Origin of the sequence: Romboutsia lituseburensis, from assembly GCF_024723825.1 — a bacterium.
Classification (GTDB): domain Bacteria; phylum Bacillota; class Clostridia; order Peptostreptococcales; family Peptostreptococcaceae; genus Romboutsia_F; species Romboutsia_F lituseburensis_A.
In genome coordinates this window covers 2578619-2597789 of record NZ_JANQBQ010000001.1, presented here as the reverse complement: position 1 = coordinate 2597789, position 19171 = coordinate 2578619, and the positions used below count along the sequence as shown (strand labels likewise).

18 protein-coding genes are annotated in these 19171 nt (G+C 28.7%); all 18 read right to left on the bottom strand.

The genetic code is table 11. The features are described from left to right. Positions 1–15: 15 nt before the first annotated feature. Positions 16–717 (bottom strand): F0F1 ATP synthase subunit A, encoded by a 702-nt coding sequence (gene atpB, locus NWE74_RS12805; RefSeq protein WP_258243403.1) that lies wholly within the window; start codon positions 715–717, stop codon positions 16–18. A 2-nt stretch (positions 718–719) separates the two neighbouring features. Then, positions 720–1109 carry an ATP synthase subunit I gene (locus NWE74_RS12800; protein WP_258243402.1) on the bottom strand — a complete coding sequence of 130 codons (390 nt, stop codon included), beginning with the start codon at positions 1107–1109 and terminating at the stop codon, positions 720–722. A gap of 4 nt (positions 1110–1113) precedes the next feature. Continuing rightward, positions 1114–1341 carry an AtpZ/AtpI family protein gene (locus NWE74_RS12795; RefSeq protein ID WP_258243401.1) on the bottom strand — a complete coding sequence of 76 codons (228 nt, stop codon included), beginning with the start codon at positions 1339–1341 and terminating at the stop codon, positions 1114–1116. Between the two features lie 449 nt (positions 1342–1790). Then, a complete protein-coding gene (upp, locus tag NWE74_RS12790; RefSeq protein WP_258243400.1) occupies positions 1791–2420 on the bottom strand; it encodes a uracil phosphoribosyltransferase in 630 nt (209 codons plus the stop codon). A gap of 13 nt (positions 2421–2433) precedes the next feature. Then, on the bottom strand, positions 2434–2886 hold the full coding sequence (rpiB, locus tag NWE74_RS12785) for a ribose 5-phosphate isomerase B (protein ID WP_258243399.1): 453 nt from the start codon (positions 2884–2886) through the stop codon (positions 2434–2436). A gap of 57 nt (positions 2887–2943) precedes the next feature. Continuing rightward, a complete protein-coding gene (locus tag NWE74_RS12780) occupies positions 2944–3984 on the bottom strand; it encodes an L-threonylcarbamoyladenylate synthase (protein ID WP_258243398.1) in 1041 nt (346 codons plus the stop codon). Between the two features lie 27 nt (positions 3985–4011). Continuing rightward, positions 4012–4692, bottom strand: a complete 681-nt coding sequence (locus NWE74_RS12775) for a ZIP family metal transporter (RefSeq protein WP_258243397.1) — start codon at positions 4690–4692, stop codon at positions 4012–4014. Between the two features lie 214 nt (positions 4693–4906). Further along, positions 4907–5971, bottom strand: coding sequence for a peptide chain release factor 1 (prfA, locus tag NWE74_RS12770; RefSeq protein WP_258243396.1), 1065 nt, complete (start codon positions 5969–5971; stop codon positions 4907–4909). A 43-nt stretch (positions 5972–6014) separates the two neighbouring features. Then, a complete protein-coding gene (prmC, locus tag NWE74_RS12765) occupies positions 6015–6866 on the bottom strand; it encodes a peptide chain release factor N(5)-glutamine methyltransferase (protein ID WP_258243395.1) in 852 nt (283 codons plus the stop codon). A 10-nt stretch (positions 6867–6876) separates the two neighbouring features. Further along, positions 6877–7776, bottom strand: a complete 900-nt coding sequence (locus NWE74_RS12760; protein ID WP_258243394.1) for a DUF1385 domain-containing protein — start codon at positions 7774–7776, stop codon at positions 6877–6879. 99 nt (positions 7777–7875) lie between these two features. Then, a complete protein-coding gene (locus NWE74_RS12755) occupies positions 7876–8460 on the bottom strand; it encodes a thymidine kinase (RefSeq protein WP_258243393.1) in 585 nt (194 codons plus the stop codon). A gap of 166 nt (positions 8461–8626) precedes the next feature. Beyond that, the gene (rpmE, locus tag NWE74_RS12750) at positions 8627–8827 is read right to left on the bottom strand and encodes a 50S ribosomal protein L31 (protein ID WP_092727659.1); all 201 of its coding nucleotides are present in this window, start codon (positions 8825–8827) and stop codon (positions 8627–8629) included. A gap of 117 nt (positions 8828–8944) precedes the next feature. Next, on the bottom strand, positions 8945–10561 hold the full coding sequence (gene rho, locus NWE74_RS12745; RefSeq protein ID WP_330666373.1) for a transcription termination factor Rho: 1617 nt from the start codon (positions 10559–10561) through the stop codon (positions 8945–8947). Positions 10562–10971: 410 nt separating this feature from the next. After that, a complete protein-coding gene (gene glpX, locus NWE74_RS12740; protein WP_258243391.1) occupies positions 10972–11973 on the bottom strand; it encodes a class II fructose-bisphosphatase in 1002 nt (333 codons plus the stop codon). A gap of 403 nt (positions 11974–12376) precedes the next feature. Next, positions 12377–13273, bottom strand: a complete 897-nt coding sequence (galU, locus tag NWE74_RS12735) for a UTP--glucose-1-phosphate uridylyltransferase GalU (protein WP_258243390.1) — start codon at positions 13271–13273, stop codon at positions 12377–12379. A gap of 113 nt (positions 13274–13386) precedes the next feature. Beyond that, the gene (gene pepF, locus NWE74_RS12730; protein ID WP_258243389.1) at positions 13387–15297 is read right to left on the bottom strand and encodes an oligoendopeptidase F; all 1911 of its coding nucleotides are present in this window, start codon (positions 15295–15297) and stop codon (positions 13387–13389) included. A gap of 477 nt (positions 15298–15774) precedes the next feature. Then, positions 15775–18144 carry a stage II sporulation protein E gene (gene spoIIE / locus NWE74_RS12725; protein WP_258243388.1) on the bottom strand — a complete coding sequence of 790 codons (2370 nt, stop codon included), beginning with the start codon at positions 18142–18144 and terminating at the stop codon, positions 15775–15777. Between the two features lie 87 nt (positions 18145–18231). After that, the gene (locus NWE74_RS12720) at positions 18232–19152 is read right to left on the bottom strand and encodes a Ppx/GppA family phosphatase (protein WP_258243387.1); all 921 of its coding nucleotides are present in this window, start codon (positions 19150–19152) and stop codon (positions 18232–18234) included. Positions 19153–19171: the final 19 nt, after the last annotated feature.

The following is a 19171-nucleotide window of genomic DNA, read 5'->3' as shown; positions in this document are numbered from 1 at the left end:
TTTTTAATTGTAATTTTACTCTGTAGCATTACCTACAAATACCATCGTTAACATTATGAATATGAACGATTGTAATAATCCGGCGAATATATCAAAGTATAAATGTAATGGCACCGGTATTATTAATTGAGCAAAAGGTATTGAGATTCCTGGCATTAATGTTGATAAATAAGCTAGGAAATCATACAATAATTTCATTATAACCGCTCCACCTAATATGTTACCGAATGGACGGAAACTTAGTGAAACTGGCTTAGCCAATTCTCCAATTAAGTTAAGTGGTAGTAATAATGGGTTTGGTTCTAATAAACCTTTGAAGTATCCAAATCCATTAAATTTAACACCTGCATAGTAAATCATAAAGAATGTTATTAGTGCCCATGCTAGTGTCGTATCTAAATCCGTAGTTGGAGATCTAAATCCTAATAATCCTATTAGGTTAGAACATGCAAAGAATAAAAATAAACTTCCTATGTATGGAATCATATTTGGCATTCTTTTAACTGCTTTTTCTCCCATAGTATCTGTTACTAAATTTGATATCATACCTACAACAAATTCTAGCATTATTTGAACTTTGCTAGTAGGAACTTTCTTTAAATTTCTAGTTAGTAAGAAAGATACTAAGGCTAAAGCCGCTATTATTATCCAACTAGTTACTACTGTTTCACTTATCTTGAAGTTGTTAAAAAATATAACCCATTTTGCTTGGCTCATACTTACGCCTCCTTTCTTTTTAGTTTGTCTATTAATAGTGCTTTTGCTAATATCACAAACTTAGGACTTAATAACCCTATTGCCACCCCTATCACATGTAAATAAGGGGCTTTTACAGAGACAAATATAACCACTCCCGTTATAAGCATTCTCAACATATATTGTGATGTTGAATATATCTGAGCCTTAGAAGCAGGCATAGTTACCGATTTGTTTATCGTTATAGCCAGCAATCTAAAATTAAGTATTGCTATCATAGTCCCAAATAATAAACCTAAAAGCATAGATTTACTAAAAGTTGATGTTATCAATAATAATACCATCACTATCAAGTCATAGACTATAACTCCTTTTGTTACGTAGTTTACTTCTTCTCGTAGTTTTGTATGCATGGTATCACTTCCTTTTTGTATACACTACTAAAGTTTTATAAACGGCCATAAACGCACCACCAATACCTAATACTAAAAATATAAGCATAAAGATTGGATCAGTGTTAAACTTCGAGTCTAAAAATTTTCCTATAAAGGTACAACCTAATATAGATATTAATATCATTAGCCCTATTTGACTAATTAATGATAGCATATTGGCTATTTCCATATACATTTTTCTTTTACTCATTAATAGTATACCTCGCATAAAATAATATATATTATTTTATTATAATGTTATTCCTACTACTTATGTATTTTAATCAATTCTCAATAAAATATATATTACCACTTTTTATAAATTTTTTAAAGAAATTTCAAATATTTTTTTAATAAATTTGAATTTTATTGATTAAATTTGAATTTCAAGTTGAATTAAATCGTTTTTCTTCAAAAATTTGTCTTAAATTGTATTAAGTTTTCAAAATTTATCGTTTTTTCGCTACTATTCTGTTAATTTAATAGCCTTCTAGATTATAAGTTTACATCTATTTTTTTCTTTGTTCGCTTATTTATGCATCTATTTTACAATTTAGACTTACATGAATCAATACTAAATTCTGTTATTTTTTTAACATTTTTGCAAATAATTTAAAAAGGAATCTGCACAAAGTACAGACCCCTTATATATTAAATTAGTTATTTTGTTCCGTATAATCTATCTCCAGCATCTCCTAACCCTGGAACTATATATCCATGATCATTTAACTTCTCATCGACTGCTGCAACATAGATATCTACGTCTGGATGGCATTTTTGAACTTCTGCTATCCCTTCTGGAGCTGCTACTAAGTTTACTAACTTTATAGAAGTTGCTCCTCTCTTCTTAAGAACGTCTATTGCAGCAACTGCAGACCCTCCTGTAGCTAACATTGGATCTACTACTATCATTTCTCTTTCTTCTATATCTTGTGGAAGCTTACAGTAGTATTCTACCGGTTGTAAAGTTTCCGGATCTCTGTATAAACCAACATGTCCAACTTTAGCTGCTGGAGTTAAGCTTACTAGTCCATCTACCATTCCAAGTCCAGCTCTTAATATAGGTACTATTCCTAATTTTTTACCTGCTATAACTTTAGAATTTGTTTTAACTACTGGTGTTTCTATTTCTACCTCTTCTAATTGTAAGTTTCTAGTAATTTCATATCCCATTAACATACTTATTTCTGTTAAAAGTTCTCTGAAATCCTTTGAACCAGTGTTTTTGTCTCTCATTAATGTTAACTTATGTTGTATTAATGGATGATCTGTTATTATTACTTTACTCATTTTTATTTTCCTCCTACTTGCTGTGCTTCTTTTCTATTTCTTTTATCATATCAACTCTTCTAGAGTGTCTATCGCCTTCAAATTCTGTATTTATCCAAGCCTCAACTATTTCTAATGCTAATCCTCTTCCTAGAACTCTTTCGCCTAAAGAAAGCATATTAGCATCATTATGTGCCTTAGACATTTTAGCTGAGAATACATCTGATACTACTGCGCATCTTATTCCTGGAACTTTATTAGCTGCTAGTGATATTCCTATTCCTGTCCCACAGCAAAGTATACCGTAGTCTACTTCTTTTCTTACTACTGCATTTGCAACTACTTCTCCATATACAGGATAATCAACTGATTCTAAAGAATTATCAGGTCCAAAATCAACACACTCAATTCCTTTCCCTTCTAAATATCTTACTATTTCTTTCTTTAGATTATATCCTCCATGGTCACTTCCTAATCCTATTTTCATATGTGTAGCCTCCATATTCTATTATAATATATTTTTCCCTAGATTTACTAGTGGATATTAAGCTTTTATAATTTTATATCCTGCTGATTTTAGTAGTCTATTCATAATAGCTTGACCTATACCAGCAATTTCAAATTCTTCTGAGTATATTATATCAACATTTAACTTGTCCATTTCTCTTAACACGTTAAATAAGTTACTTGCTACTTCATCTAATGTACTTCCTAAAGATATAACTTCACCATTATATTTATATTTATTTTTTTCTAAACACATAACACCTGTCTTTAACCCATTTTCATTGTTAATTAATATTAGTTCATTTACTTTATTGAATACATCCTCTTCACTTCCAGATACTATAAATACATCTGCATCTGGAGAATAATGTGTATATTTCATGCCAGGCGCTTTTGCCTTTTTGTTATCTTCTTTTTTTGCTAAAGATGGATCTAATTCAACCTTTCCAAGTACAGATTCTAAATCTTCCTTAGTAATGCTCCCCGGTCTTAATATCATAGGTGTCTCTGATGTTAAATCTAATACAGTAGACTCTAATCCAAAATTGCTATCTCCACCTAAAACTATTCCACTTACTCTGCCTTCCATTTCATCTTTTACATGCTGAGCCTTTGTAGGAGAAGGTCTTCCTGATATATTAGCTGATGGTGCTGCTATAGGAACGCCTGATTGTTTGATTATTTCTTTTGCTATTTTATGAGAAGGCATTCTTATAGCCACTGTATCAAGTCCACCGCTTGTTGTTTTAGGTACTATATCTTTTTTATTTAATATGATAGTTATTGGTCCTGGCCAAAATCTATCCATTACTATTTTAGCATTATCATTAACATCTTTAGCTAATTCGTGTACTTGTTCTTTTTCATGTATATGTACTATTAATGGATTATCACTAGGTCTTCCTTTAGCTTCATATATTTTTTTTACTGCATCTTCATCTAATGCATTTGCACCTAATCCATACACTGTTTCAGTTGGAAATATAACAGTTTTTCCTTCACTTAACAATTTAGCATGTTTTTTAAGTTCTTCTAAATCTATATTATCTTTATCAATACTACTTATCATAGTTTTCATCTTATGTATACCTACTTTCATTTTAGTTTAGATACAATTTACAATAACTGTTCCTACTAAAAAACCAATAATACAATATAAACTTCTTGATTTAGGGAATATTTCTTCTAAAACAACATACATCATCGTACCTGCCGCTGTTGCTAGAAATATTCCTATTAAAGAATTAAACGCCGCACCAAAATATGCTCCTAAAAAACTTCCTATTCCCATAGGTATACCTGCAATCACTGTAAACAAAATAACTTTAGATATTTTCATTTTAGAACCTACTAAGCTTAGTGCCATAGCTAATCCTTCTGGAATATTATGTATTCCTATAACTATAGCTAACGTTAACCCTAAAGCCTCTGTAGACATAAATGAAGACCCTATAGCAAGCCCTTCTGGCAAATTATGAAGTAAAATACTTATAAATATAAGATATCCCGATTTCATTTCTTTTGATACATCCATTTTAGTTTTTATGTACATAGTTAAAAGTACTCCTACAAATGTAAATATTACAGTGTACGATACTCCCATCATGTCCATAGATTCTTTCATTAAGTCAAATACTACCACAGCAAGCATTATGCCTCCTGAAAGCCCCATAAAAAAGTCTAAATATCTATCTACATTTTTTTTAAATAAAGCTGATATAATACCTCCAGCTCCTGTTCCTATAACACCTGCCAATAATCCTATTAGTGTTATTTTTATTATCATAACTCCCCCTCCTTACAACTACATATATAACAATTATATACATAGGTCGTCCGTAAAATGCCCTCTGAAGTAATTATGAATTTATATAATTTTTTACTTACTGTAATTTTGTTGATATATCAAAACTTGATATACTTATCGACAGTCATGATTTAATCATATTTTTCCTTGTACGTAAAAAATCATATGGAAAAATCCCTATATTAATAGGGATTTATATTGCTGACATTTTCTCAGTTTGATCAACAGTGATTAACGCATCTAGCATTTCATCTATATCTCCATCTAAGAATGAATCTAACTTATAAAGTGTTAAGTTTATTCTATGATCACTTACTCTACCTTGTGGGAAGTTATAAGTTCTTATTCTCTCAGATCTATCTCCTGTACCAACCTGACTTTTCCTCTCTGCTGCTATATCTTTATTTTGCTCAGCTATAGCCTTATCATTAAGTCTAGCTACTAATATTTTAAGTGCCTGTTCTTTATTTTTTAATTGTGATTTACCATCTTGGCAAGACACTACTTCTCCTGTTGGTATGTGAGTTACCCTTACCGCAGAGTCAGTAGTATTAACACTTTGTCCACCGTTTCCTGAAGAACGGAATACATCTATTCTTAAATCATTTGGATTTATGTTTACTTCTACAACATCTATTTCAGGTAATACTGCAACTGTTGCTGTAGATGTATGTATTCTTCCTCCTGATTCAGTTGAAGGTATTCTTTGAACTCTATGAACTCCTGATTCATATTTTAATCTAGAGTAAGCACCTTTACCTTTTATTAAGAAAGATACTTCTTTATATCCACCAACACCAGTATCACTAGCACTTAGTAATTCCATTTTCCATCTTCTTCTTTCAGCGTATCTAGAATACATTCTGAATAAATCACCTGCGAATAAAGCTGCTTCATCACCACCAGCTCCACCTCTAATTTCAACTATAACGTTCTTTTCATCATTAGGGTCCTTAGGTAATAATAATATTTTTAATTCTGCCTCTAACGGTTCTACCATATCTTCCATTTCCGATAATTCCATCTTAGCTAATTCTCTTAATTCTTCATCAGATTCTTCTTGTAAAATTTCTTTTGAATCTTTTATACTATTTAATACATTTGTGTACTCTCTGTACTTCATTACGATTGGCTCTAAATCAGCATGTTCTTTCATGTACTTTTGCCAAGTCTTTTGATCATTTATTATTTCTGGATCACTTATCTTTTCAGTTAAATCTCTATATTTATCCTCTAATACTTCTAATTTTTTTAGCATACTTTTCACCTCGTTTATTGTAGCATATCAATTTTTCATTATATCATAGTTTGAATCCTATAACAACTCTATCAATTCCTTGTATATCCTTCTTTGTATATATTTTAGTATATCCATTATTACTCATTATCTTAGATACATCTTCAGCTTGATCATGACCAACTTCATAAGCTAATATACCGTTAGATTTTAAATATAGTTTTGATTGTTCAGTTATATCTCTATAGAAATCTAGTCCATCCTCTCCACCTTCTAATGCATTATATGGCTCATAATCTTTTACTTGTGTGTGTAGTGTTTCTATATCTTTTTTAGGTATATAAGGAGGATTTGAAACTATTACATCAAATTTTATATCTTTATCTTTAATTGCACTAAATAGATCTGACTTCATAAATATTGTATTATCTTCTACTCCATTATTTATGGCATTTTTCTTTCCAACTTCTAACGGAATATCTGATATATCAAACGATGTAACTTTTGAATTTTTTATATACTTAGCTAAACTTACCGTTATTGCACCTGACCCAGTTCCTATATCTAATATTTCAATATTATCTTTACCATTACAAAGATCAATAACTTCTTCTACTAATGGTTCTGTATCTGGTCTAGGTATAAGTACGCCTTCCTTTACAAAAAAGTCCAATCCCATAAACTCTCTGTTCTCTACTATATAAGCTACTGGTCTACCATTTATTCTATAATTTATCATTTCTAAAAATAAATCATATTGGTCTTTAGTTAATTCTTTACTTAAATTTATATGTATGTAAATTCTATCTACATTTCCAAGAGCTTTTTGAAGTAAAATCTCAACGTCTAGTCTTGGAGTATCACTTATTTCTATAAGTTGCTCTGAATATTTGATAATTATATCTCTGATTGTCATATTTTCTCCTTTATTTTTCATCTATTACAGCTTTAAGGGCAGCTATTGCTACTTCTATTTGTTTATCATCCGGCTCTTTTGTAGTAAATTTTTGTAACATCATACCAGGATATGCGACAATTTTAGTAAGCTTATTATTATATTTCCCAAGAAATCTTATTATTTCGTAAGAAATTCCTGCAACTACTGGTATACATATTATTCTCATAACCACTCTTAATATTGGATTAGGCCATCCAAAGAAAGAAAAAAGTATTATTGATGTAAACATTACTATAAATAAAAAGTTAGTCCCACATCTTGGATGAAATCTTGTAAATTTTCTAGTGTTTTCTACAGTAAGTTCTTCTCCACTTTCATAGCAATGTATACTCTTATGCTCTGCACCATGATATTGAAATACTCTTTCAATATCTTTACTTTTAGATATTAAAACTATGTATGCAAATAATATAGCTATTCTTACTATTCCTTCTACAATGTTTAATAAGAAGTCATTCGCTATTAACTTTGAAAATACCCCTCCTACTGCCGTAGGAAGTAATATAAATAAACCTACTGATAATAAAAATGCGAATATCATAGATATAGCTATCATTATATCATTTGCTTTATCCTTAAATATTTTACTTATAAATCTATCAAAAGCATCTTCTTCTGTTTCATCTAAGAAAAATTCAGATGAAAAATTCAAACTTTTTATTCCTTCTATCATTGTTTCTATTAAAACAAAAGATCCTCTTATAAAAGGAATTTTATCTATATTCTTCTCATTTATCCAACTTTTTATTTTATTTTTTCTAACTACTATTTCACCATTACTTTTCCTAACTGCAACAGCTCTTTTATTTTTAGACTGCATCATAACACCTTCTATTACAGCCTGACCCCCGACAGCTTGTTTTTTCATTAATTCACCTCTTATTATTAGACTTTTATTCTTCATATTTTATTATATACAAAAATACCCTTTAAAGTAAAACTTTAAAGGGCTATTATTAAATTCTAATTATTTTTTATCTCTATAAACAACATGGCATTTTCTGCATCTAGCTTCATAACTTTCCACAGCACCTACTTGTATTATAGGATCATCATATCTTGCAGGCTCTCCATTTATTAATCTTTGAGATCTCGTAGCAGGTTGACCGCATACAGAACATATAGCTTGTATTTTATCTACGAATTCTGCAACAGCTAATAATTTTGGCGTCGGTCCAAAAGGTTCACCTTTAAAATCCATATCTAATCCAGCAGCAATAACTCTAATACCTTTATCTGCTAAATTTACAGCTATATTTATAATTTCCTCATCAAAGAATTGTACTTCATCTATACCTACAACTTGTGTTTTTTCATCTATATAATTATATATTTCATTAGCATTATTTATAGGTATTGCTCCTACACTATCACCACTATGAGAAACAACATCTTCTTTGCTATATCTATCATCTATTTTAGGTTTAAATACAACAATATTTTGTTTAGCTATTTCAGCTCTTTTTATTCTTCTTATAAGTTCCTCACTTTTACCACTATACATAGGACCGATTACAACTTCTATATATCCATGATTTACTGGTCTATACATAATTAGTACCCCCTACTACTTTAATTTCTTAATTTATGTCAATTTAATTAATATCACATCTATTTAATTTATTTGAAAAGTATATCTTTCATAACTTTCTATGTTAAATATTCAGTATTTAACAAATAAAATAGGAGTTGGCTCCCCAACTCCATATTTATAAAAATTAGTCCATTTTGAATCTCTTCTTGAACTTGTCTATTCTTCCACCAGCTTCTATATTCTTTTGCTTTCCAGTATAGAAAGGATGGCACTCAGAACATATTTCTATTTTTATCTCGTCCTTAACAGAACCAGCTTTGAATGTGTTCCCACAAGCACAACGTACTTCTACAGCTTCGTATTTTGGTTGTATATCTTTTTGCATTCTAGTCACCTCTTCTCTTGATTTTATAAATTAAATATATTAATTTTTCGTTTTGCATTATCAACTACACCATTATAACATAAGTTTTTTATGGGTTCAAGCAGTTTTTGTATTAGTTTAAAGTCCTTTTATGGATTTTATAAACTCGTCATTATTTTTTGTTCTCTTCAATAATTCGATAACTTTATCAGTCACTTCCATAACAGAATTATTACTCATTTCTCTTCTTAATTTCCAAAGAGCAGTTTTCTCTTGATCAGTAAGTAATAAGTCTTCTCTTCTAGTACCTGATTTATATATATCAACAGCAGGGAATATTCTTTTTTCTGCTAGTTTTCTATCTAAGTTAAGTTCCATATTTCCAGTACCTTTAAACTCTTCGAAAATTACATCATCCATTCTTGATCCAGTTTCAACTAGAGCTGTAGCTAAGATAGTTAAAGAACCACCTTGTCTTATATTTCTAGCTGCACCAAAGAATTTCTTAGGTCCATGTAAAGCTCCTGGGTCTAAACCACCAGACAGAGTTCTTCCTGTTGGTGAAATAGTTAAATTATATGCTCTAGCAAGTCTCGTTATACTATCTAATAGTATGACTACATCCTTACCATGTTCAACTAATCTTTGCGCTCTATTTAAAACCATCTCTGCTACTTTTACATGATGACTTGATACTTGATCAAATGTAGAGTATATTACATCTCCATCAATTGATTCTCTCATATCTGTAACTTCCTCTGGTCTTTCATCTATCAGAAGCACTATCAACTCAACATCAGGATGATTTTTTGATATACTATTTGCAACATTCTTTAGTAAACTTGTCTTACCTGCCTTTGGAGGCGCTACTATCAATCCTCTTTGACCTTTACCAATAGGAGATATTAAGTCTATTAACCTTGTAGCTATGTCATTTTGACTTCTTTCAAGTGTTAATCTTTCCTCTGGATATATTGGTGTTAACAATTCGAATGATCTTCTTTGAATTGCAGTTTCTGGATTTTCATCATTTATTTTTTGTACATATAAAAGAGCTCTAAACTTCTCTCCAGTCTTTGGATGTCTAGTTATACCTTTAACCTTATCACCAGTTTTCATATTAAACCTTCTTATTTGGGAAGGGGATACATAAACATCATCTTCTGTTGATAAGTAATTTGACCCTCTTAAAAATCCAAATCCATCTGGTAATATTTCAAGAACTCCCATAACTTCATCATCTTTTGAAGTATTAAATTCATCTACTATTTTAGACTCGTCCACTACCTTAGGACTATAACTATTTTTATAGTTATTGTTTCTTGTATTTCCATTTTCTATACTACTAGCTCTATTTTCGTTTTTTTGGTATCTATTTTCATTATTACGTGAATATTTATTATCCGAAGTATAAGAATTATGTTCATTATTGTTATTTAGTTCTTTTTTTTCATAAGGCTTAACATAAGTTCTATTTTCTTGTCTATTATCAAAGTTTCTTTGTTCTCTGTTTCTATTGTTATATGAATTGTTTATCTTTTCTTCTTTAACATCTTCTTTTTTCTCTTCTTGTTCTTTTTTATTTATCTCTTGTTTTGGCGTACTTTTTTTATTTAAATTTTCAGTAATCACTTCTATTAATTCATTTTTTTTGTACTTACTTATAGACTTTATTCCTAATTCTTTAGCTATATCTTTTAATTGAGTTAGCGTTTTACCACTCAATTCATCCAATGTTATATCATCTAAACTCAAAAGAATCCTCCTCATCTCTATCTCATTATATAATTTCCATTTATTTTTTAAGGGAATTAAAGGTGTGAAAAAGAAAAGTTTTACTTTACAATTAACTCTAATAATATCATCTTAGTATATTAAGGTCAATAAATAAAAATCAAAACCAATTATACGTTAATTTTATTTCGGGTATTATATATATTGTACAATTTTTAAATTTCTTAAACACTTAGTTATATATTTTTATTTTTTTCGATTTTTATTTTTTATAAGTGTTGATATGACTTAATTTTTAAAGCATTACCACTACAATAACTATTCAAAATAAAAAAGATTTATGCCCAAATATTTTTACATATTTAGGGCTAAACCTTTATGTCCTTAACAAGAATTTAACTTTTAAAACACACTTATCGCTCTCTATTTTATTATTCCATATTGTATTTTTTCATTAATTCAACTAGTATATCATTTTTATCTAGATTATGTATTGCATCAACAAATCTTATAGTCCCTGTTTTTGCTCTCATTACTACAGACTGTGTTTTAGCCTTATCACTACCTATTTGTATTACTCCCTTTAATAAATCTCCTTCTGTGATTCCTGTGGCAGCAAAGAATAACTCGTCTCCTTTTGCTAAATCCTCTATTTCTAATGTTTTTTCAATATCTTTATCTGAGAATCCCATCTCATGACATCTTATTCTTTCTTGTTCACTCAGAGGATAAATTTGTGCTTGCATATCTCCGCCCATGCATTTTATTGCAGCAGCAGTTATTACGCCCTCTGGTCCTCCACCAATTCCCATAAGCATATCTATACCTGTCTCTTCGAAACATGTTGCAATAGCTGCAGCAACATCTCCATCTCCGAACATTTTTATTCTAGCCCCTAATTTTCTAGCCGCTTGAACTATATCATCGTGTCTTTCTCTATCTTGAACAATTATAGTCATTTGAGTTGTCTTTTTACCTAAAGCTTGAGCTACATTTTTTATATTTTCTTCATGAGTTTTATTTAAATCTATACTACCTTTAGCTTTAGGTCCAACAATTATTTTCTTCATATAGGTATCAGGTGCATTTAACAAACTACCTTTAGCACCCATAGCTATTACAGATATTGCATTAGGAAGACCTTTTGCTATTAAAGTTGTTCCATCTAATGGATCTACAGCTATATCTACCTCCATACTATTTGGTGTTTTCATTCCTACCTTTTCACCTATATATAGCATTGGAGCTTCATCTAACTCACCTTCACCTATAACTACTTCACCACTTATTTTTACCGATTCAAAAGCCTTTCTCATAGCCTCAACAGCTGCTCCATCTGCTCCGTTTTTATCACCTTTTCCCATAAACTTAGATGAAACTAATGCTGCTGCTTCTGTTACTCTAACAAGTTCTAATGCTAAATTTCTATCCATAAATATTCCCTCTCCTCAACGAATTATATTCTTAGTTTATAAAAATCGATCTATTATAATTAAAAATCTATTATAAACATCATATATGTTCATTATTAATCACTTTTAATTATATTTACTGTTTAAAATTATACATTATATTTGTTAATTAGTAAACATGTATATACTTTAAGTTATTTAGTGTATCATATTTATTTTTTCAAATAAAAAAAGTATGAATATTTTATAAAATTTCATACTTCCTTAATCAATCTTTATTTAAATTTTTTATTGCATCATCGCTGCAAATAATCCAAATAATGTCGTCATACTTGTCGCCACAAGAACTACTACTATAGACACAGCTATAATTTTATTTTTTTTCTTTTGTTTTTCTTTTTTAGACATTAAGTTCACCCCTATATTATTTATTTTCATCTATACTTTCATATCTATCACAAACTTGCTTTAGATAATTCAGAAAATCACCTTTAATATCAGCTCTCTTAAGTGCATAATCTACTGTAGCTTCTAAAAAACCTAGTTTATCACCTACATCATATCTTCTGCCTTCAAAATTATATGCATACATAGCTTCTTTTTTGGATAATAGCTTTAAGGCATCTGTTAATTGAACTTCTCCACCTTTACCTTGGGGTAAATTTTCTAATATATCAAATATTTCAGGTGTTATTATATATCTACCTAATATAGCTATATTAGATGGAGCATTAATCGATTCTGGTTTTTCTACTAAATCTTTAACTTTATAAACTCTATCCTCTATATACTTAGCTGATATTATACCATATTTATTGGTATCTTTTATATCTACTTTTTGAACTCCTAATATCGTAGTCCTATATTCATCATAAGCATCCATAAGTTGCTTTAAACAAGGAATATTATTATCAACTATATCATCTCCAAGCATTACTGCAAAGGGTTCATCCCCTATAAAATGTCTCGCACAATATATAGCATCTCCGAGACCTTTAGGCTCTTTTTGCCTTATATAATGTATATTTATCATATTTGATATTTTTTGAACGATTTTCAGTAATTCCTTTTTTCCTTTTTGCTGTAATTCTAATTCTAACTCTACTGATTTATCAAAATGGTCCTCTATTGATTTTTTATTTCTACCAGTTATTATTAATATTTCTTCTATTCCAGATTCTACAGCTTCTTCTATTATATACTGCAATGTAGGTTTGTCTACTATAGGTAACATTTCCTTTGGCTGAGCTTTTGTGGCTGGTAAAAATCTCGTACCTAAGCCAGCTGCTGGTATTACAGCTTTTTTCACTTTACTTTGCATAATAAACCCTCCATATTTATGCTAAAATTTAAATTTACAATTTTAATATGTAAAAAAGTCCTATTAAAAATAGGACTTTTAATATAACTTTAAATTAAATCTTTAAATGTTATTTATTTTGATAAAGTTTTTTCTAATTCTTTTACCAAAGAATCGAATTTTTTTATAGTATCTTCTATAGGTTTAGTAGTAGTTAAATCTACACCGGCTTCTTTCAGTAACTTAGTTGGATAATCTGAACTTCCTTGTTTAAGGAAATTTATATATGCATCAGAGCCATTTGATAATATATACTGTGCAAAGCTAACACCCGCACTACATCCAGTTGCATATTTATAAACATAAAAACTATTATAAAAATGTGGTATTCTTGACCAACCAACTTTTGCTAACTGGTCAAGTTCATAATCTTTTCCATAATATTTTTTCAAAAGTTGACCCCATACATCATCTAATACTAACGAGTTTACACTCTCTCCTTTTTCAACCATTTCATGTATGTTTTTTTCAAACTCAGCATACATAGTTTGTAAATATAATGTATTTTTAATTAAATCTAAGTACTGAGTTATATAGTATGCTTTTTCTTTAGGATTAGAAGCATTTTTTATAAGTACTTCATATAATAAAGCTTCATTTGTCGTTGAGGCCACTTCATGTGTGAATATAGAAGGATTCGAATTAAAATAATTCTGATTTTTTGAACTCATATATTCATATGCAGCATGCCCCAATTCATGAGCTAATGTAGATACTGAGTTTAAGGTATTATTATAGTTTGTCAGTACATACGGATGATTATCATAAACTGATAAGCAATATGCTCCGCTTACTTTATTATCATTAGAATACACATCTACCCATCTTTCATTAAAAGCTTTATAAAGTATATCTCCATATTCTTTTCCAAGCGGAGACAATGCTGAGTATATTATTCCTTGGGCTTTTTCATAAGTAATATCATTATCTACAGGTGGTACAAGTGGGACAAACATGTCATAATAATATAACTTATCCAAATTTAAAACTTGCTTTCTTAAGCTAATATATTTATGAAGGCTAGATGTATTTTTACTAACGGTTTCTATTAATTTATCATAAACTTTCTCATTTATATCATCTGATTGAAGATACATTTCCAAAGATGATTTATAACCTCTTTCCTTTGAATAAAAAGCATTTTTCTTAACCTGACCTACTAACAATCCTCCCAATGTATTTATATTATCATTATAAGCTATAAACTCTCCTTGATATGCAGATTTTCTTTCTGATCTATCTGTTGATTCTAAAGCACTCGCATATTCTGCTGGATTTAAATTTGTTTTTTTATCCATATTTCTAAATAACTCATATACTTGACCTGGTAAAGATGCTATTGGAGACACATTAGCTAATAAATCTTCTGATTTATCATCTAAATAATATTTTTTAGATCTTCTAATATTATCTAAATACATGCCATATTTTCTATTAATTTTATTGTTTGATATAATTTTTTTGTACTCTTTATCTGATAATTTTAAAACTTCAAGCTCTAAATCTGAACAAATAGATACATATTCTCTATAAGTTTTATCCAATGTATCATTCATATTTAAATACTTATATGAGTTTTTATTTGTATCTTGTCTTAATTTAACATATGCACAAAGTTTATTCATTCTTATGTCTAGATTCTCTTTAATATCTAATGCAAATGCTAAGTGAGTTTTTGATTTAGTGACTTTACCAATATAGTTTTTTAACTCTTTATTGTCTTTACGAAAATCTTTTAGTTCTTTGTTCCATTCCTCATCACTTTTATATAGCGCATTTACATTCCATGATGTTTGTACATATTTTTTTTTAGGTTTTTCTTTAGTTTCTTCTGAAGGTTGAATTTTTTCTTCATTATTTTCTTTTTCTATAATTACTTTATCTGTTTCTAAAATATTTTGACTATATATCTTATCATTATCAGCCATGCTAAAAATAATAGATATACTCAAACAAATAACTATTTTACCTAAATTTTTCCCCATAAAAAGCCATCCTTTCAATAAAGTCTACTTATAATTAGGATGGCTTTTTTACACCATATTATTCAACTATTACCATAGTATTTTATTTTGAAATATCAATTTATCCACATAGTTATCAACATATTCACAGTTAAATTTCCGACAAATATTTAGTTTTTTCAGTATTTATACGGGTTTTTATTTTTTTTATTTTTTGATATTTTAACATCTTATTAACATAAATTAATCACTTATCAACAATTTTTATAACTTTATCAACTATTTTCATAGAAAATCCTACTTTAATAATGTTTATATAAACATTAAATATTTTTTAAGTATATTGTTTTATTTTGTCGAACTTTGGAATTTCAATATTTTTAGCATGTATGTCTTCATTATAAAAGTTATCCACATATTATTGACATTTTATGTTGATATTGTTGATATCTTGATTTTATTCTATTTTATGCTATCAATATGATATTGTGAAATAATCTAAGCTGAACATACTTTGCTTACTAATACGGTCATATCATCTTCAACAGATCCATTTTGTATTTCTAATGCTCTATCTAATATTAAGTTTGCTATTTCTTTAGGATTCGTAGTATCAATTGATTTTAGGAAGTATATCAACCAATTATCTCCCATATTATTATTTTTGCCCGCATCTAATATTCCATCAGATACCATAATTATATAATCACCTTTGTTGACCTTAACAGCTTTTCTATCTAATTTTATGTCAGATAATATTCCCACTGGTAAAGATGAAGAAGATACTAAGTCCACATCATCATCATCTCTTTTTATATATGTTGAACATGCTCCCATTTTTATGGTTTCTAGCATACCTTTTTTTAGATCAATAATTCCCAAATCCAAAGTTGAAAACATTTCATCTGATGACTTTAATAGCAACATATTATTGATAGTATTTATAATTATTTCATCATCTATTTTTGCATCCATCATTTTCTCTAATATATCTATAGTTATTGAAGATTCTTCATAGGCCTTTGTACCTTTACCCATGCCATCACTAATTGCAACCATATACTTACTATCATTAATATCCATATGCGTATAATTATCACCACAAAGTATGTGACCATCTTTTGACATAGAAGCTACATCTGTTATTATTTTAAAATTTTGACTTTTACTAAGTGTTGCTTTACATTTCCCACCTAATGATCTGCATCCTGTCTTTTGAACAGATATATCCTCTCCCATAAAATCAGACAATACTTTTAGAATCTTATCTTCACACATACATCCACTGTTGCAAGTTTTCTTCTCTATCTTAATTTCAAAATCATCATTATCTTTAGTTATATAATTTACTTTATCTACCGTTATATTATTTCTTTCTAAGTAGTCTTGGATTTCATTTTCCTTTTCTAGGTCTAAAATGACATTAGTTTCTAAATCTTGTGATAGGTCTTCTATTGCTTTTGACATGCTTCTTATTTGATTTGCAATCAATCTTCTGCTCTCTGAAAATTTAAGATTCCAATTATAATCTAATGCAAATAACTTATAGTAATAATTAGATACCTTTACAACTGATTCTGGCTTTATACATTCTTTTATAAATTCTTCTGATATATGATTGCACGTTATTTCTCCATTTTCTTCTAACTTCTCTAGTATCTCATTCATTAATGTATATGTATGATTGAATTTTAAATCCCAACATCTTCGCCTCATACTGCATTCTTTACATTGATCGTTGTGTATCATATCTATAATACTCGCTATATCTCTCTGATCTACTACTTTCTCTCGTTCTCTTATTTGATCAAATGTATCTGCTAAACTATTATAAGCTTTATTCATATTCATAAGTCTACTATTTGCCATATTCTTACTTCTATTTATATAATCATATACAACTTCATTCGTTGTAATATTAGTTTTTATTATCTTTTCTATTCTATTGAAAAATTTCTCTGGTAAAACTATAACTATTAAAGAAGCTATTAGTATATCCCTTAATTGACTTAAACTTGATCCGACTCCAGAATTATATGTATACAACATCATCCAGCTTAATATATATCCTAATATACAAAAATATTTATTAATTTTATTAAATGCTCCACTTATTAAACCAGCAAATGAAAAAATTCCCATGTATATTCCTGATGTTATATTATTTATAATAAATGCAATCCCTACTATTACTCCAGATGTTGCTCCCATAGATGCACCACCTAAAATTGAAGCTATTAATATAAGCATTGTAGATAATACAATCCTTATAGATACTCCCATTATGGCTAATTCACCTATACCCATAATACTGAATGTAACTAATAGACTTATAGATATAGCCTCTTCAACATTTACAGCAATTCTATTGTTTGTGTTAACTATCATACCTATACCATATGAAAAAATATACACACCTATAAACATAATAGAACTTTCCATAATTGCAACAACTATATCATATAAGTATTTATTAGATAATAAAGCTTGTCCAATAGAAATAGGTAATAATACAAATGCACCTATAAGTGCAATCTTCCATACTGAATTTATTTGTTTTATGGTTTTATTTATAACCATAAATATAATTAGGCAGAGTGAATACTTTAGTATATAAGACATACTATTTGCTGATAACAATATACCTAATAGCGTAGATATAAAAACAGGTATTTTATATCGATCTATTTTAGATACATATAAAAAGAATGCTATACCTAATGGAGCTATAGACCCGATTAACATAGACCTACTTAATAAAAATCCCATTGCCATAAACATTGCCGTATTAAAATCAATATATTTACTTATTTTTATATGGTTTAAATTAAAACTTCTACTTTTTATACTAACTGCACTTTTCTCCATAAAAATCCCCCTCTTTTGTTTATAAAGAAATTGTAACAAAGAGGAGGTATTTTTTTTGTCATATTCAGTTTCTAGATTGGCAAAATATTAAGACATTTTTTTTGATTTTTGACACGTTAAGCCTTCCAAATTATCGTATTCACTTACTATTATTTCATTTAATTCTAGTTTTTCCATTATTATATTCAAAATTGCTACACCAGCCGTTATAATATCCGCTCGTTTCGGCTGTAGCCCTTTTAATGTTTTTTTATCACTTAATGTCATCTTTTTTAAATTTTGTAGAATTTTTTCTATTTCTTTTTTGCATATTTTACTATTGTGTATTTTTTCCATTGAATAAATTTCTAAATCTTGATTCATTGCAGATAAAGAAGTTATTGTTCCCCCAATACCCACTAAGTTTTTTATTCCCTTTTCTTTAATATATTCAAGAGTTTTATCTATCTCATTCTCTATAAACATATACATATCATTAAATTCTAAATCATCTACAGGATCAATTTTTAAAAATTTTTCAGTCATTCTTAAAGCTCCAACATTTTCACTCTTAGCAAATTTTATTCCTTCTCTATCTCCTATAATAAACTCTGTAGAACCTCCTCCTATATCAATAACTAAGATATCATTATTTCCTTCTAATCCCTCTAGAACACCTTTAAATCCAAGATTCGATTCTTCTTCTCCACTTATTATATCTATACTAATACCTGTCTCATTTTTAGCTAACTGAACAAATTCATCTCCATTTTTACTATCTCTAAGAGCTGATGTTCCCATACTGTAAACATATTCACAGTTTTCATCATTACATAACTTAGCAAACTCTTTTAAAGCATCTATATTACGGTTTATAGCCTCCTGACTTATATATCCTTCTTTATCTACACCTTGTCCTATTCTAGTTGTATTGACAAATTTTTTTCTATTTTCTATCTTTCCATTTTTATATTCTCCAATAAGTAATCTCATTGAATTGGTTCCTATGTCAATTGTTCCTATTTTCATAAACTCACTCCTATTTTTA

What these genes read in the sequence shown, in the direction of transcription:
- NWE74_RS12795 (WP_258243401.1), bottom strand. Translation starts at nt 1,341, where the DNA reads ATGAGTAAAAGAAAAATGTATATGGAAATAGCCAATATGCTATCATTA.
- rpiB (WP_258243399.1), bottom strand. Translation starts at nt 2,886, where the DNA reads ATGAAAATAGGATTAGGAAGTGACCATGGAGGATATAATCTAAAGAAA.
- pepF (WP_258243389.1), bottom strand. Translation starts at nt 15,297, where the DNA reads ATGGGGAAAAATTTAGGTAAAATAGTTATTTGTTTGAGTATATCTATT.
- prmC (WP_258243395.1), bottom strand. Translation starts at nt 6,866, where the DNA reads ATGACAATCAGAGATATAATTATCAAATATTCAGAGCAACTTATAGAA.
- galU (WP_258243390.1), bottom strand. Translation starts at nt 13,273, where the DNA reads ATGCAAAGTAAAGTGAAAAAAGCTGTAATACCAGCAGCTGGCTTAGGT.
- spoIIE (WP_258243388.1), bottom strand. Translation starts at nt 18,144, where the DNA reads ATGGAGAAAAGTGCAGTTAGTATAAAAAGTAGAAGTTTTAATTTAAAC.
- NWE74_RS12775 (WP_258243397.1), bottom strand. Translation starts at nt 4,692, where the DNA reads ATGATAATAAAAATAACACTAATAGGATTATTGGCAGGTGTTATAGGA.
- rpmE (WP_092727659.1), bottom strand. Translation starts at nt 8,827, where the DNA reads ATGCAAAAAGATATACAACCAAAATACGAAGCTGTAGAAGTACGTTGT.
- NWE74_RS12755 (WP_258243393.1), bottom strand. Translation starts at nt 8,460, where the DNA reads ATGTATAGACCAGTAAATCATGGATATATAGAAGTTGTAATCGGTCCT.
- NWE74_RS12760 (WP_258243394.1), bottom strand. Translation starts at nt 7,776, where the DNA reads ATGAAAAAACAAGCTGTCGGGGGTCAGGCTGTAATAGAAGGTGTTATG.
- NWE74_RS12780 (WP_258243398.1), bottom strand. Translation starts at nt 3,984, where the DNA reads ATGAAAACTATGATAAGTAGTATTGATAAAGATAATATAGATTTAGAA.
- glpX (WP_258243391.1), bottom strand. Translation starts at nt 11,973, where the DNA reads ATGGATAGAAATTTAGCATTAGAACTTGTTAGAGTAACAGAAGCAGCA.
- NWE74_RS12800 (WP_258243402.1), bottom strand. Translation starts at nt 1,109, where the DNA reads ATGCATACAAAACTACGAGAAGAAGTAAACTACGTAACAAAAGGAGTT.
- NWE74_RS12720 (WP_258243387.1), bottom strand. Translation starts at nt 19,152, where the DNA reads ATGAAAATAGGAACAATTGACATAGGAACCAATTCAATGAGATTACTT.
- prfA (WP_258243396.1), bottom strand. Translation starts at nt 5,971, where the DNA reads ATGCTAAAAAAATTAGAAGTATTAGAGGATAAATATAGAGATTTAACT.
- atpB (WP_258243403.1), bottom strand. Translation starts at nt 717, where the DNA reads ATGAGCCAAGCAAAATGGGTTATATTTTTTAACAACTTCAAGATAAGT.
- upp (WP_258243400.1), bottom strand. Translation starts at nt 2,420, where the DNA reads ATGAGTAAAGTAATAATAACAGATCATCCATTAATACAACATAAGTTA.